The sequence below is a fragment of the Pseudomonas sp. 478 genome, assembly GCF_003254125.1.
Lineage (GTDB): Bacteria > Pseudomonadota > Gammaproteobacteria > Pseudomonadales > Pseudomonadaceae > Aquipseudomonas.
The window spans coordinates 438,382-453,560 of record NZ_QKZG01000001.1; the positions used below are offsets into that span (position 1 = coordinate 438,382).

At 57.9% G+C, this 15,179-nt stretch carries 13 protein-coding genes; 8 read left to right on the forward strand and 5 right to left on the reverse strand.

Annotated elements, in window-relative coordinates:
• Positions 1 to 100 precede the first annotated feature (100 nt).
• From DFS28_RS02140 to DFS28_RS02150, 3 genes are all read right to left on the reverse strand, one after another.
• Entirely contained in the window at positions 101 to 418 is a 318-nt protein-coding gene (locus tag DFS28_RS02140; RefSeq protein ID WP_111448368.1) for a DUF2388 domain-containing protein, read from the reverse strand.
• A 73-nt stretch (positions 419 to 491) separates the two neighbouring features.
• Entirely contained in the window at positions 492 to 2,276 is a 1,785-nt protein-coding gene (locus DFS28_RS02145; RefSeq protein WP_111448369.1) for a GspE/PulE family protein, read from the reverse strand.
• A 90-nt stretch (positions 2,277 to 2,366) separates the two neighbouring features.
• A complete protein-coding gene (locus tag DFS28_RS02150; protein WP_111448370.1) occupies positions 2,367 to 2,705 on the reverse strand; it encodes a hypothetical protein in 339 nt (112 codons plus the stop codon).
• Positions 2,706 to 2,831: 126 nt separating this feature from the next.
• On the opposite strand from DFS28_RS02150, the gene DFS28_RS02155 reads away from it, so the two are divergent.
• Complete coding sequence (locus DFS28_RS02155; RefSeq protein WP_111448371.1) at positions 2,832 to 3,296, forward strand: Lrp/AsnC family transcriptional regulator; 465 nt, start codon at positions 2,832 to 2,834, stop codon at positions 3,294 to 3,296.
• Positions 3,297 to 3,393: 97 nt separating this feature from the next.
• Here the strand turns inward: DFS28_RS02155 and DFS28_RS02160 are convergent, their stop codons facing one another.
• Entirely contained in the window at positions 3,394 to 4,761 is a 1,368-nt protein-coding gene (locus DFS28_RS02160; RefSeq protein ID WP_111448372.1) for an inorganic triphosphatase, read from the reverse strand.
• 157 nt (positions 4,762 to 4,918) lie between these two features.
• On the opposite strand from DFS28_RS02160, the gene argE reads away from it, so the two are divergent.
• Together argE and argA are read left to right on the forward strand one after the other, a co-directional pair.
• Positions 4,919 to 6,088: an acetylornithine deacetylase gene (argE, locus tag DFS28_RS02165; RefSeq protein WP_111448373.1), complete on the forward strand. Its 1,170-nt coding sequence runs from the start codon at positions 4,919 to 4,921 to the stop codon at positions 6,086 to 6,088.
• A gap of 265 nt (positions 6,089 to 6,353) precedes the next feature.
• Positions 6,354 to 7,652, forward strand: a complete 1,299-nt coding sequence (gene argA, locus DFS28_RS02175; RefSeq protein WP_111448374.1) for an amino-acid N-acetyltransferase — start codon at positions 6,354 to 6,356, stop codon at positions 7,650 to 7,652.
• A 147-nt stretch (positions 7,653 to 7,799) separates the two neighbouring features.
• Here the strand turns inward: argA and tauA are convergent, their stop codons facing one another.
• Positions 7,800 to 8,789, reverse strand: coding sequence for a taurine ABC transporter substrate-binding protein (tauA, locus tag DFS28_RS02180; protein ID WP_111448375.1), 990 nt, complete (start codon positions 8,787 to 8,789; stop codon positions 7,800 to 7,802).
• 361 nt (positions 8,790 to 9,150) lie between these two features.
• On the opposite strand from tauA, the gene DFS28_RS02185 reads away from it, so the two are divergent.
• The 5 genes from DFS28_RS02185 (at position 9,151) to DFS28_RS02205 (ending at position 15,160) form a co-directional block, all read left to right on the forward strand.
• Positions 9,151 to 10,485, forward strand: coding sequence for an OprD family porin (locus DFS28_RS02185; RefSeq protein WP_111448376.1), 1,335 nt, complete (start codon positions 9,151 to 9,153; stop codon positions 10,483 to 10,485).
• A 354-nt stretch (positions 10,486 to 10,839) separates the two neighbouring features.
• Positions 10,840 to 12,222, forward strand: a complete 1,383-nt coding sequence (locus DFS28_RS02190) for an OprD family porin (RefSeq protein WP_111448377.1) — start codon at positions 10,840 to 10,842, stop codon at positions 12,220 to 12,222.
• A 295-nt stretch (positions 12,223 to 12,517) separates the two neighbouring features.
• A complete protein-coding gene (locus DFS28_RS02195; RefSeq protein WP_046053759.1) occupies positions 12,518 to 13,156 on the forward strand; it encodes a peroxiredoxin in 639 nt (212 codons plus the stop codon).
• Positions 13,157 to 13,499: 343 nt separating this feature from the next.
• Entirely contained in the window at positions 13,500 to 14,093 is a 594-nt protein-coding gene (gene ssuE, locus DFS28_RS02200) for an NADPH-dependent FMN reductase (protein WP_008150435.1), read from the forward strand.
• 101 nt (positions 14,094 to 14,194) lie between these two features.
• Positions 14,195 to 15,160: a sulfonate ABC transporter substrate-binding protein gene (locus tag DFS28_RS02205; protein ID WP_111448378.1), complete on the forward strand. Its 966-nt coding sequence runs from the start codon at positions 14,195 to 14,197 to the stop codon at positions 15,158 to 15,160.
• The last annotated feature ends 19 nt before the right edge of the window (positions 15,161 to 15,179 follow it).

A 15,179-nucleotide genomic window follows, 5' to 3' on the forward strand; every position in this document is an offset into this window, starting at 1 on the left:
TCAAACCGCTTTCGCGAGCAAGCCCGCTCCCACATTTGATCGCATCAGGCCCAAAAAAATGCCGCTCATTGGGAGCGGCATTTTTGTTCAGCAATAAATCTTAATTCGAAGCGACGGCATTCTTCGCCAGGATCGCGTTCGCCAGTTCCATGTCCGTGGCCTGCAGGCCTGGGTTGTCGGCACGGACTTTCTGCATCGCGGCCTCCAGGTATGGACCGCGGATGCCGCCGTCACTGGCGACAAAGCTGCCGGCATCGTCCTGGGCGGCAACGATCAGCTTGTTATCCTTGAAGGTCAGGTAGGTCGAACCGGTGGTCGCACCGGATGAGATGACGTTACGCCAAAAGCTATCAGCCATCGCCGAACCGACAGGAAGGGACAACAAGGCGATGGTAGCGACAGCAAGTTTGAGACGCATATTGGGTGACTCCACTGGGTTAACTGCGGCGTTGGATTACAAATCCCCCAATCGAGTTCCGTAACGGCCGCGCCTACTTTTGCTCGCTTTGCGGTGTTACCCGCAGCACCTCCTCAATCGTCGTCAAACCCGCCGCCACTTTTTGCGCGCCTGACAATCGCAAACTGCGCATGCCTTCCTTGAAGGCCTGCCGCCGCACGGCCAGCAAATCGGTGTCGGGGTTGATCAGCGCTTTGACGCCGTCCGTCAGTTGCATGATTTCGTAGACCCCGGCGCGGCCGCGGTAACCGGTATCGCGGCATTCAAGGCAACCGATGGCGCGATGTGCGTTGTTCGGCAACGGTGCCTGCCAGGGCCGGGTCAAAGTTTGCCAGTCTTCTTCACCCAGGGTCAGCGGCGCCTTGCAATGCGGACACAAGGTGCGGACCAGGCGCTGGGCCATGACGCCGAGCACCGTGGCTTTGATCAGGTAATGCGGCACGCCCAGTTCCAGCAAGCGGCTGATTGCGCTCGGCGCGTCGTTGGTGTGCAGCGTCGACAGCACCAAGTGACCCGTGAGCGCAGCCTGGATCGCCATTTCAGCGGTTTCCAGATCACGGATCTCACCGATCATGATGATGTCCGGATCCTGTCGCATCAGGGCGCGCACACCGGCGGCGAAGGTCAGGTCGATGTTGTGTTGGACCTGCATCTGGTTGAACGCCGGCTCGACCATTTCGATTGGGTCTTCGATGGTGCAGAGGTTGACCTCCGACGTCGCCAGTTTCTTCAGGGTGGTGTACAGCGTGGTGGTTTTGCCGGAACCGGTCGGGCCGGTGACCAGGATGATGCCGTTGGGCTGGCTCGTCATGTCCTGCCAGCGGCGCAAGTCATCGGCGGAGAAGCCCAACTGATCAAAGTTCTTGAGCAGTACTTCCGGGTCGAAGATCCGCATGACCATTTTTTCGCCGAAGGCGGTCGGCAATGTCGACAGGCGCAGCTCGACTTCGCCGCCGTCCGGGGTTTTGGTCTTGACCCGGCCGTCCTGGGGTTTGCGTTTTTCCGCGACGTTCATCCGCCCGAGGCTTTTCAGGCGGCTGACGATGGCCATGGTCACTTGCGGCGGGAATTGATAGACGTTGTGCAGCACGCCGTCGATGCGAAAGCGCACCGTGCCTTGTTCGCGTCGGGGTTCGATGTGGATGTCACTGGCGCGTTGCTGGAACGCGTACTGAAACAACCAGTCGACGATGTTGACGATGTGCGCGTCGTTGGCGTCCGGTTCCTGGTCGCTGGCGCCGAGGTTGAGCAGTTGCTCGAAATTGCCCAGGGTGTTCATTTGCTGATCGGCGTTGGTCGCGCCGGTGACCGATTTGGCCAGGCGGAAAAACTCCACGCTGAAGCGCTGGATGTCGACCGGGTTGGCGACGACACGTTTGATCGGCAGTTTCAGCACATGGGTCAGGTCGGCTTCCCAACCGGTGACGTAGGGCTGGGCGCTGGCCACGGTCACTGCGTCGCGGTCGATAGACACCGCAAGAATCTTGTGGCGCTGGGCGAAGGCGTAGGACATCAGCGGGGTAATCGCCGCCACGTTGATTTTCAGCGGATCGATACGCAGATAAGGCTGGCCGGCCTGCTGCGACAGCCAAAGCGTCAGGCTTTCCAGGTCGAGGTGTTTACCGGGACGGCTGAGGTCGTCCAGAAGTTGGCTGGCGATGAATTCCAGCGGGTGCGTCTGGCCATTGGCTGCGTGACGGCGTCGAGCATTGAGCGCGTGTTCGGCCGAATCCTGACTGATAAAACCTTGGGCGACCAGTTCACGCAGCAAATCATTGAGATCCAGCCAGCGGTCCTGAATGGCAAGTTGAACGGACATGCGGGCTCCTCATGAACAACAGTTCGCAAAGGATAGTCGCGGACCGGCAGACCGTTGGGCCACTATGTGACGAAGCCATGTCGAGTTTTTTCAGCCCGCCGCTTGAGCCGGTTCATTCCACGCGCAATCAACCGCTTGCAGATCAACCGAACAGACGCTGATCAGGTTACGTAATTTTTCCGCGATCACTTGGGCGCGGTGCCAGTTTAGGCCGTCTATCACGATGTCGATCGACAACAGATCGTCCATCCGCTGCACGTTGACCTGTTGTGGCGTCAGAAACTGCAAAGCGAACAGGTTGAGCGCCCGGCACAGCAAGTCCGGTTCGGCCTCGGCCAGCAATTGATAGTGAACGCGGCAGTGGGCGTTGCTGACGTTCCAGACATCGGCGCGGGTGTGCGGAGTGTTTACGGTTTCTAGATGCGGCATGGTCGATCTCCAAAATCACTGGAGGAATTTTTACATTCGGTGCCGGGCATTTCTTATCTATGATTGGGCTTATTGGCGATTGTTTGAATTGCTTGATTCGGTAAGTTATCAATCAAAGGTTTTTTTATGCATAGCGAGCTGGATGGCTACGACCGCAAGATTCTCGCGTTGCTGCAAGAGGACGCTTCGCTTTCCAGTGCGCAGATTGCGGAACAGTTGGGGTTGTCGCAGTCGCCGTGCTGGCGGCGGATTCAGCGGATGAAGGAGGAGGGGATCATTCGCGGGCAGGTGACCTTGCTTGACCGGAAGAAAATCGGGCTTAACACGCAGATCTTCGCTGAAATCAAACTCAACGCTCACGGGCGTTCGAACTTCACCGAATTCACCGAGGCGATTCGCGGTTTTCCCGAAGTGCTGGAGTGTTATGTGCTGATGGGGTCGGTGGATTTCTTGCTGCGGATTGTGACGGCGGACATTGAGGCGTATGAGCGCTTCTTCTTCGAGAAGCTGTCGATGGTGCCAGGGATCCAGGAGGTGAACTCGATCGTGGCGTTGTCGGAGATCAAATCCACGACGAGTTTGCCGGTCTGAGGTTTTGCGGTGAATGGGCTGGCCTCATCGCGAGCAGGCTCGCTCCCACAGGTACTGCGCTGAACCTGTGGGAGCGAGCCTGCTCGCGATGGCGGTATCACATGCGCAGCAGCATTTTCCAGGCACGATTCTGATACACCGCAATCGCCTGCTGCTTGCGCGCATCCAGCGATTCATCGGTGATCGGCTCGTTCGCCAATTGAGCAAGCTGTTTCAGCTCACCGTACAAGCGATCCATTTCCGGGATGTCCAGCACGCTGCGGGCGTGGTGCAGCCAAGCCTGGATGCGCTCGATGCGCGGCAGTTGCTCGGCCAGGTCTTCCGGCTGTTGCTGGTAACGCTGCAGTTGCAGGGAGGTCGCTTCTTCACCCAGCAGGCGCGGCAACCAGCTGCCCAATTGCGCAGCGCCCTGGCGATTGCCACGAACGTTGCGATCGGCGGTCCAGGTGCGGGCCAGCAACCAGCGCGAAGTGTTCAGCGAGAACAAGCCCCAGCGCGGATCTTGCAGTTCTTCGAGGAACTGCTCCGGCGCAGCTTTGCGCACGTCTTCGTCGTCGATACCGGCCTGTACCAGCGGGCGCCAGTCTTCCAGCAAAGCATCCAGCGCGACGCGCAGATCATGCGTCGACTGACGTGGCGCGGCTTGGCCCAGGCTGCTCAGCAACGCGCGTAATTCAGCCAGGTTTTCAACCCAGTCCAGCAACAGGCGCCAGTGGCCATTGAAGCGATACTGCTCGGCCAGGCGCTGGCTGCTGCTCAGCAAGTGCCAGCTCAGCGCGGCGAAAGCGTCGTCAAGCGGCATTTCGGCAGTGATCTGCGGCGCTGGCAGGCTCAACGAATAGCTGTTGGCGTCGTACAAACGATAACCGCGCTCGGCTTTGCTGATGTCACACGGCATCAGGGCCAGGGTCGCGGCCAGTTCGGCGGCCAGTTCCAGCAGAGCGGCCGGCTCGCCTTCACGCAGTTCCAGTTCCAGCTCGCAGATTTCTTCTTTCTGCTTGCCCACGATCACGTGACCCAGATCCAGTGCGGCTTCGATCACCACTTTGGTCTTGCCACGGCCCCAGGCGATTTCCGCGCGTTCGCGGACGAAATCGGTGGTGAAAATCGGCTTCAGGGTTTTCTTGTCCAGCTCGGCCAACTCTTCAGGCCAGCATTCACCGTCGAGTTTTTTCACGTCGAGCTTGGCTTTGGGCAGGTTCCAGTCGTATTCGTTACGCTCGGACAAACCGGCGACGCTCTGGCCGCGGGTCTTGAGGGTCTGAATCACTTCTTCGCCATCGCGGCGCAGGCGCAGGGCAACCTTGGCGCGGGCCAGGTCGCGCTCAGGCGTGTCGAAGTACTGGTTCATCAACTCACGGCGTTCCCAGCCACTTTTGTTGCGTTTTTTCAGGAGCGGGTGCTCGCGCAGGGCCGCGAGGGTTTCTCGGCTGACGCGGAGTTTGATTTCGGTTTCTTTCTGCATGGCCGGAAAATCCAGGATCGGGAGCGCAGCCGGGGGAAATGTGTGGCTGCCAAGGTCGTGCAGTGTACAGGAGTGAACGTACCTACGCGCCGCGACGGTTTATTCCTGTCGCCGGATGGTTCTATGATGGAGTTCAACTCGGGAGTTGGAGTCAGCGATGCCTTTGCCGTCCATGAAAGATCAGTTCGCTGCGCTGATCGCCGCACCGTCCGTCAGCTGTACGCAGGCCAGCCTCGATCAATCCAACCGACCGGTGATTGATTTGCTGGCGACGTGGCTCGGCGATCTGGGTTTTACCTGCGACATCCAGCAGGTCAGCCCCGGCAAATTCAATCTGCTGGCCAGTTTCGGTTCCGGCCCCGGTGGCTTGGTGCTGGCCGGTCACAGTGACACGGTGCCGTTCGATGGCGCGCTGTGGCAGACCGATCCGCTGAAGCTGACCGAAGTCGACGGTCGCTGGGTGGGGCTGGGCAGTTGTGACATGAAGGGCTTTTTCGCGCTGGCCATCGAAGCCGTCATACCGCTGCTCGATCAGCCGTTCAAGCAACCGCTGTTGATCCTCGCCACTTGCGATGAAGAAAGCTCGATGTCCGGCGCTCGTGCCTTGGCCGAAGCCGGGCGTCCGCTCGGTCGTGCGGCGGTGATCGGCGAGCCGACCGGGCTCAAGCCGATCCGCATGCACAAAGGCATCATGATGGAGCGCATCGACATCCTCGGTCAGAGCGGCCACTCCTCGGATCCGCGCCTGGGCCACAGCGCCCTCGAAGCCATGCACGATGCCATCGGTGAACTGCGTGGTTTGCGGTTGGCGTGGCAGCGTGAGTTCCGTAATCCACAGTTCAGCGTACCGACGCCGACCCTGAATTTCGGCTGCATCCATGGCGGCGATAACCCCAACCGTATTTGCGGTCAGTGTTCGCTGGAGTTTGATCTGCGCCCGTTGCCGGGCATGGACCCCAATGCCCTGCGCGCGGAGATTCTGAAGAAGCTCAAGCCCATTGCCGAGTGGCATCAGGTGAGGATCGATTACGCGCCGCTGTTCCCCGAAGTGCCGCTGTTCGAGCAGGCCGAGGATGCAGAATTGGTCCGGGTTGCGGAAAAGCTCACCGGCCATCGTGCCGAAGCAGTGGCGTTCGGCACCGAAGCGCCTTATCTTCAGCGTCTTGGCTGCGAAACACTGGTGCTTGGCCCTGGCGACATCGCCTGTGCGCACCAACCGGGGGAATACCTCGAAATGTCACGTTTGCAGCCTACGGTGCATCTATTACGTCAACTGATTGAACATTACTGCCTGATACCGGCCAAAACGCCAATGCCAGTCGGTTGAGCGAGATCCCTGTGGGAGTTAGCCTGCTCGCGATAGCGGTGTGTCAGACACTTCAGTATCGACTGACATTCCGCTATCGCGAGCAGGCTCACTCCCACAGGGGCTGTGTCACGGCTGGCAAGCCTTGTAAATTGCCGGTGTCCCAACCCGTATTCATGAGGAGAGCGCGCGTGTCGCCAAGCCTGTTCCGACGATAACCATCAGCCCGCTGTGCGTTTTCTGTTTCGCCCATTTTTTGGCTGCTATTTATTACAGGCCCAGGTTCATGCCCGAATACGTTAATTGGCTTCGTCACGCTTCGCCTTACATCAACGCCCACCGCGATTGCACGTTCGTCGTCATGCTGCCCGGCGACGGCGTGGAGCACCCGAACTTCGGCAATATCGTCCACGACCTGGTGCTGTTGCACAGTCTGGGCGTGCGATTGGTGCTGGTTCACGGTTCCCGTCCGCAAATTGAAACCCGCCTGGCTGCGCGCGGCCTGACCCCGCATTACCACCACGGCATGCGCATCACCGATGCCGCAACGCTGGAGTGTGTGATCGATGCGGTCGGCCAGCTGCGCATCGCCATCGAAGCGCGACTGTCCATGGACATGGCTTCGTCGCCGATGCAAGGCTCGCGTCTGCGGGTGGCCAGCGGCAACCTGGTGACGGCGCGGCCGATTGGCGTGCTGGAAGGTGTCGACTATCACCACACCGGCGAAGTGCGTCGGGTCGACCGCAAGGGCATCAATCGCCTGCTGGATGAGCGTTCCATCGTACTGTTGTCGCCGCTGGGCTACTCGCCGACCGGTGAGATTTTCAACCTCGCCTGCGAAGACGTCGCCACCCGTGCGGCCATCGATCTGGGGGCGGACAAGCTGCTGTTGTTCGGTGCTGACCTGGGGCTGATCGATGAAAACGGTCGTCTGGTTCGTGAGTTGCGTCCGCAACAAGTGCCAGCGCATCTGCAGCGCCTGGGCAGCAACTATCAGGCTGAGCTGCTGGATGCGGCCGCTGAGGCCTGTCGCGGTGGTGTGGCGCGCAGTCATATCGTCAGCTACGCCGAAAATGGCGCGCTGCTGACCGAACTGTTCACCCGTGACGGTGGCGGTACGCTGGTGGCCCAGGAGCAATTCGAGGTGGTGCGCGAAGCGGCCATTGAAGACGTCGGTGGTTTGCTGGATTTGATCAGCCCGCTGGAAGAGCAGGGCATTCTGGTTCGGCGTTCCCGCGAGGTGCTGGAGCGTGAGATCGAGCAGTTCAGTGTGGTCGAACGCGAAGGCATGATCATCGCGTGTGCGGCGCTGTATCAGATTGCTGATTCGGATGCGGGGGAGTTGGCGTGTCTGGCGGTGAACCCGGAGTATCGCCATGGCGGTCGTGGTGATGAGCTGCTGGAGCGCATCGAAACCCGCGCCCGGGCGCAGGGGCTGAAAACCTTGTTCGTATTGACGACCCGCACCGCTCACTGGTTTCGCGAGCGTGGGTTTGTGCCGAGCAGCGTTGAACGTCTGCCATCAGCGCGGGCGTCGCTGTACAACTACCAGCGTAATTCGAAGATCTTCGAAAAAACCTTGTAACAATGTGGCGAGGGAGCTTGCTCCCGCTGGGCTGCGGAGCGGCCCCAAAACCGGTCAATGCGGTGTGCCTGACAGAACCGTATCGCTGATACAGGGAGTCCTTCGGCCTCCAGCGGGAGCAAGCTCCCTCGCCACAGGTTTTGCGTCTTATTCCGTGACAAACTTCGCACTGACATACGGCGAATAATCCGGCAGCACTGTCTCGACCTTCCCTTGTTCCTTCAAGAACTTCGCCGTCTCGCCAATCGCCTTGGCCGTGCCGCCGTCCAGCAGCGCGGTGGTCTGTTGGGCTTTAGCATCCGGGAACGTGGAACCGGCCAGCAACTCCGGCACATCGACGGCATTGGCACCGGTCAGTTTGGCGATTTTTTGCACCGGTACCGAGTCAGCAGTCCAGCTGTCCTTATGCGCGGCATAGTCGGCGAACGAGTCCAGCGTGACCTTGGCGAATTTGGCCACCACCTCTGGGTGCTTCTCGGCGTAATCCTTGCGCGCGACCCAGACCTCGAAGGTCGGTGCACCCCATTGGCCGACCTGTGCCGCGTCGGTCAAGGTCTTGCCAGTTTTGCGAATTTCCCCCAGGGCGGGTGACCAGACAAACGCCCCATCGATGTCACCACGCTTCCACGCCGCCGCGATTTCCGCCGGTTGCAAATTCACCACTTTGACTTTCGAGGCATCCAGGCCCCAGTGCTTCAACGCACCCAGCAAACTGTAGTGGGAGGTTGATACGAAGGGGGTGGCGATGGTCTTGCCGATCAGATCTTGCGGTTTATCGATGCCGCTGCCGTTGCGCACCACGAGTGCTTCAGCAGCGTTGATCTGGGCGGAAACAATGAACGCAACGATTGGCAGATTGCGCGAAGCAGCGGCTGCCAGCGGACTTGAGCCGAGGTTGCCAATCTGCACGTCGCCAGAAGCAATGGCAGTAACCACTTCCGGGCCGCTATTAAAACGACGCCAATCAATTTTCTGGCCTATGGTTTTCTCGTACAGTCCGTCTGCCTGGGGGACTTTGCTGGGGTCGATGCCGGTTTGATAACCGATTGTGAGGTTTGCCGCTTGAGCGCTGAAGGATATTATTAGCGATACACAAACTGTAACAATTGAACCGGATAGTGCGCGTTTGGTGGTCATGGCGCTGCCTTTCGATAGGGATTGATCGTGAATTGCATCAAAGCTAATCGATCTAAAAAAAGGCTAACAAATACCATTTAGGAATTAGCTTATGAGCCGGTGCCCGTGTCCTGGCTCAAGAGTTAGTGCGGAGCTTAATTCCTAAACGGTATGAAAAAGAATTGGGTGATTCTTTTTGGGTTTATGAAGCGTTCATTGCCCGGCAAGGAGCGAATTTACTGGGGATTAGACTATGGTCGTAGACACACAAAGTTACGATTGACTTGTGAGTCACGGTCTGGCGCTAATCGTGCATCTTAGGATCCGAGGCAATTAACCCCGGACCAGGAATACAAGAATTAGAAACGATAGGAGCGAAACAATGAACAAGTCCACCTTGGCTCTGGCCGTGGCCGTAGGGGTTTTGGCGCAGCAGGCAGGCGCCGCGGGTTTCCTGGAAGACAGCAAGGCTTCCGTCAGCTCTCGCACCATGTATTTCAATAACGATAACCGAGAAGGCGGCGCGGATCAGAGAGAGACCGCTGAAGGCCTCAAGTTCGATTATCTGTCCGGTTTCACCCAAGGCACTGTCGGCTTCGGTATCGACGCCCAGGCCCTCGTAGGTATCCATCTGGACGGCGGCAGAGGCCACCACCCAGCCAACAACAACACGTTCTTCCCAAGCGACAGCGATGGTTCGGCTGTGGACGAATGGAGCCGTGCAGCAGCTAACGTCAAGGCCCGCTTCTCGAAGACCGAGGCCCATTTGGGTGGCGCTCTGCAGCCTAACTTGCCGATTTTGGTAGCGAACGACAGCCGCCTGCTGCCACAGACCTTTGACGGTGGCACCCTCACCTCGAAGGAAATCGACAACGTGACCTTCAACGCGGGTCAGTTGGAGCACTCGGCAGGGCGTGCCTCTTCAAACTCCACCGGCCTGGCCGTGGCTGGCGGTACTCATGACAGCAACCAGTTCCGCTATGGCGGTGCTGACTGGAAGGTCACCAAGGACCTTACCTTGCAGTACTACCACTCGGATCTGAAGGACTACTACAAGCAGGACTTCTTCGGCTTGATCCACGTCTTCCCGATCAACGCCAACCAGTCCTTCAAGACTGATATCCGCTATTTCGATAGCAGCTCCAACGGCAAGAACGGTGATGCGGGTTATCGCTTCAACAACAACAACGGTTACGCCAGCAAGCCGGGCGAGGTCGATAACAAGACCTGGAGCGCCATGTTCACCTACACCCTGGGTGGCAATGCCTTCTTGCTGGGCCATCAGCGCGTCAACGATGACGGCGGCTTCGTTTACCTGAACCAGGGCAACGTGGTTGATGGCAATGGCCATGCGGAAGGTAATGGTGGCGCAAGCTTCTACCTGTTCACCGACTCCATGATCAATGGTTTTGTCCGTGCCGGTGAAAACACCACCTTCGGTCAGTACTCCTATGACTTCGCAGCGTTGGGTGTACCGGGCCTGAAAACCTCGATCGCCTACCTGCACGGCGATAACATCAAGGCAACGAACGGCAGTGGCCCTGATGCGTCCGAGTGGGAACGCGACATGCGGATCGACTACACCATCCAGCAGGGCTCTCTCAAAGGTTTCGGCGTGACGTTGCGTAATGGCGTCTACCGTGGCAGTGAAGTCAGCAACAACCCTGATGTTGACCAGACTCGTCTGATCTTCAACTACACCTACAGCTTCTTGTAATAGCCATCAGAAAAAGCCTCGCCCGCCGGCGAGGTTTTTTTTGTGTTTTTTTTAATATTCCAAATAGAGCTTAAGTAGTAATTTTTTATTCTTTTTAGCTTTTAGGCCAAACGCCTAAAGTGTGTGGCTTATGAGCCGATACCTTGTGTCCCGACTCAGAGTAATAGCACGAAGCTATATTCCTGAATGGCATGAAAAGTAATGAAATAATTCTTTTTGTGTTTATCATGCGGGCCAAAATCACAGAGGTCAGGCCATCGTCGTAGTCACACGGGCTGGCACTCACCGAGCATTTCAGGATCCAGGGCATTCGACTCAGGACCTTAAAAATTAGAAACGATAGGAGCGAAACAAATGAACAAGTCCACCTTGGCCCTGGCTGTGGCCGTAGGGGTTTTGGCGCAGCAGGCGGGCGCCGCCGGTTTCATCGAAGACAGCAAAGCCACTCTGGGGCTGCGTAACTTCTACATCAACACCGATAACCGTGATTCCGACGCGGGTACCGCCAGGGTCAAGGCCAACGGCGTTCAAAGCAAGAACGAAGAATGGGGTCAAGGCTTCGACCTGCGCTTCATCTCCGGCTACACCCAAGGCACCGTCGGCTTCGGTATCGATGCTATCGCTCTGCTGGGTGTGCGTCTGGATTCGGGCGGCGGCACTAACGGCGCCACTTCGACTTCTTACGGCGGCACTGTTTTCCCAAGCAAGTCTAACGGTGAAGCGGTTGATAACTTCTCCAGCCTGGGTCTGACGGCCAAGGCCAAGATCTCCCAGACTGAGCTGAAGTTGGGCACCCTGCAGCCAAAACTGCCGGTTATCGTGACCAACGATGGCCGTCTGCTGCCGCAAACCTTTCAAGGTGGTCAGATCACCTCGAACGAAATCAAAGACCTGACACTGGTCGGTGGTCAGATCGAGCACGCCAAGGGTCGTAACTCCAGCAACAACGAAGAGTTGTCGATTGCTGGTGCGAACTCTCCCACCGCTTCCGGCCGTGACAGCAACAAGTTCATCTACGGTGGTGGCGACTACAAGATCACCAAAGACCTGACTGCCCAGTACTACTACGGCAACCTGGAAGATTTCTACAAGCAGCACTTCCTGGGTCTGGTTCACAACTGGTCGATCGGTCCGGGCGTACTGAAGTCTGACTTCCGTTACTTCAACAGCCGTGACGATGGCGCCAACGGCCATGAATCCGCCTACTTCACCACGGGTGACTACGGTACGGGCATCACCAAAGGCAAAGTCGACAACAACCTGTATAGCGGCCTGTTCCTGTACTCGGTTGCCGGTCACACCTTCGGTGGCGGTTACCAGGTCAGCAACGGTAACAGCGATTTCCCTTGGTTGAACCAGGGTGACGGCTCGTCGGCTTACCTCACTACCGACTCGCAGATTGCCAAGTTCGCTCGCGCCGGCGAACGTACCTGGCAAGCTCGCTACTCGTATGACTTCGCCAAGCTTGGCCTGCCAGGCGCAACTGCCGGCATCGTTTACCTGCGTGGCGATAACATCGACACCACCGGTAAAGTGGGTGCTGCTCAGACTAGCGTTAACGCAACCGGCCGCTCTGAGTGGGAACGCGACCTGACCCTGGCGTACGTAGTCCAGGAAGGCCCACTGAAAAACCTGGGCCTCACGTGGAAAAACGCCATGTGGCGCAACGACATCCCAGGCCAACGCGACCAGGACGAAAACCGTCTGATCGTCAGCTACTCGATCCCGCTGTTGTAATAGCACTCGCGTAACTGAAGTAAAAAAAGCCCCGCCCGGCATCTCGCCGGGCGGGGCTTTTGCGTTTTCAAGTCAGGCTCACCCCCGTAAACCCTCCTCGAAATTTCCCTCTTTGTGCAGTAACTCAAGGCCTTCTCGAACCTTGTGGGTGATGGTCGTCGTGATCGTCGCCGGGGTCCAGTGAACACATTTTTAATATTCATTTACGATCTAAACAAATCGATATTTATTCTTTTTAATGAATAAAAAATGCAGGCACAGTTGACCTCAACAAGCACTCACCAGGAGCAGCACCATGAGCCTCAGACTGGGCGACATTGCCCCCGACTTTGAACAGGATTCCAGCGCCGGCACCCTTCGTTTCCACGAATGGCTGGGCGATAGCTGGGGGGTGCTGTTTTCCCACCCGGCGGACTTCACCCCGGTGTGCACCACGGAGTTGGGCTTCACTGCCAAGCTCAAGGACGAATTTGCCCAACGTGGTGTGAAAGCCATTGCCCTGTCCGTGGACCCGGTGGATTCGCACCACAAGTGGATCGAAGACATCAACGAAACCCAGAACACCCTCGTCAACTTCCCGATCCTTGCCGACGCCGACCGCAAGGTCTCGGACCTCTACGACCTGATCCACCCGAACGCCAATGACACCCTGACCGTGCGTTCGCTGTTCGTGATCGACCCAAACAAAAAGGTTCGGCTGACCATCACCTACCCGGCGAGCACCGGCCGTAACTTCCATGAAATTCTGCGGGTGATCGATTCGCTGCAACTCACCGACAACTACAAAGTGGCCACCCCGGCCAACTGGCAGGACGGTGATGAAGTGGTAATCGTGCCGTCGCTCAAGGACGAAGACGAAATCAACAAACGCTTTCCCAAGGGCTATCGCGCGGTGAAGCCGTACCTGCGCCTGACACCACAGCCCAACAGATAAACCATCAATTGCGGTGTGGCCGAATCCGACTTCGCGAGCAAGTCGGATCGCCGCACCGCCGCTCCCACATTGGAATGCGGTCAACTGTGGGAGCGGGCTTGCTCGCGAAGACGGCCGGTCAGGCACCGCAGAATTCAGAGTGAACCTATCCACAAAGCAGGGGATTTCAGGCCGTTTTCACGGCCTTTTTTTTGCCCGGAAAAAGCCATTTCATATAGAACCAAAATGAATAATCAAATGAATAAATATGATTTATGGATATAACAATCACCTGTTAAGGTCACTTCCATCAACGCGAGATCGCAAGCCGCGAATCGCCAACACCGTTCAAGGAATCCTCTGAATGCTGGTCGTCTCACTCGGTGGCAGTCCCAGCCAACGCTCCCGTTCCGGCGTATTGCTGGAGCGCTCCCAACGCTGGTTGCAGGAGCAAGGTGTGGAAGTGGTGAGTTACCAGGTACGGGACTTCCCGGCTGAAGACTTGCTGCATGCGCGCTTCGACAGCCCGAAGGTGATCGACCTGCTGCAACAGATTGAAAACGCCGATGGCCTGCTGATCGCCACGCCGGTCTACAAAGCATCGTTCTCCGGCGCATTGAAAACCGTGCTGGACCTGCTGCCCGAACGCGCCCTGGCCCACAAAGTGGTTTTGCCAATGGCCACCGGCGGCAGCATCGCTCACATGTTGGCGGTGGATTACGCGCTAAAACCGGTGCTGTCGGCGTTGAAAGCCCAGGAAATGCTCCACGGGATTTTCGCCGTAGACAGCCAGATCGCTTACGGCGAAGGCAGCGTCCAGGCGCAGTTGGCACCGGAGCTGGAAGAAAGACTGAATGAATCGCTGGAGCTGTTTTTCAGCGCCATGGCCCGACGGCCCAAGCCGATCGATCCGAACCTGTTGAATGAACGTTTGTTGAGTGCTCGCTGGAGCATTTAAGCCAGCATTTAAGCCTTACCCCAATTTGAAGTACTCACCTTACTCAGCCGCTAACGGCCAAGCAGGTGCAGCCAAAACCCAACTGCAAAAAGGAGAGCGCCATGCGCACTGTCATTTTGCGTCGTGGTCTGGTCGCTCTGTTTGCTGCGGCTGTGTCCTTCGGCGTTATTTCTCAAGCACAGGCCGAGACGTTGCGAATCGGCTATCAAAAATACGGCACTTTGGTGCTGCTCAAAGCCAAGGGCACTTTGGAAAAACGCCTCGCCGCCCAAGGCGTGGACGTGCAATGGACTGAATTCCCCGGCGGCCCGCAATTGCTCGAAGGCCTGAACGTCGGCTCCATCGACTTCGGCGTGACGGGTGAAACGCCACCGGTATTCGCTCAAGCAGCCGGTGCCGATCTGCTCTACGTCGCCTACGAACCGCCGGCGCCTCACAGCGAAGCGATTCTGGTGCCGAAGGACTCGCCAATCAAATCGGTGCAAGACCTCAAGGGCAAGAAAGTCGTCCTGAACAAAGGCTCCAACGTTCACTACCTGTTGGTCCGCGCACTGGAAGATGCCGGCCTCAAATACACCGACATCCAGACCGTATTCCTGCCGCCGGCCGACGCCCGCGCTGCGTTCGAGCGTGGCAGCGTCGATGCCTGGGTGATCTGGGACCCGTACCAGGCCGCCGCCGAACAACAGTTGCAGGCACGCACCCTGCGTGATGGCCAAGGCATCGTCGACAACCATCAGTTCTACCTCGCGACCAAGCCCTATGCGCAGAAAAATCCTGAGGTGATCAAGACCCTGGTGGAAGAAGTGCGCGCGGTCGGTGAGTGGTCCAAGGCCAATCCCATTGAGGTGACCCAACAAGTCTCGCCACTGCTCGGCTTGCCGGCGGACATCACCCTGACCTCGGTGAAACGCCAGGGTTACGGCGCGTTGTTCCTCACACCTGAAGTGGTCGCCGCGCAACAGAAAATCGCCGACAGCTTCTACCAGCTCAAGCTGATTCCAAAGCCGCTGAGCATCAAAGACGTGATCTGGACGCCACCGGCGGCCGTTGCCAACGCTCAGTAATTCGAATCCCTAAGGAGAC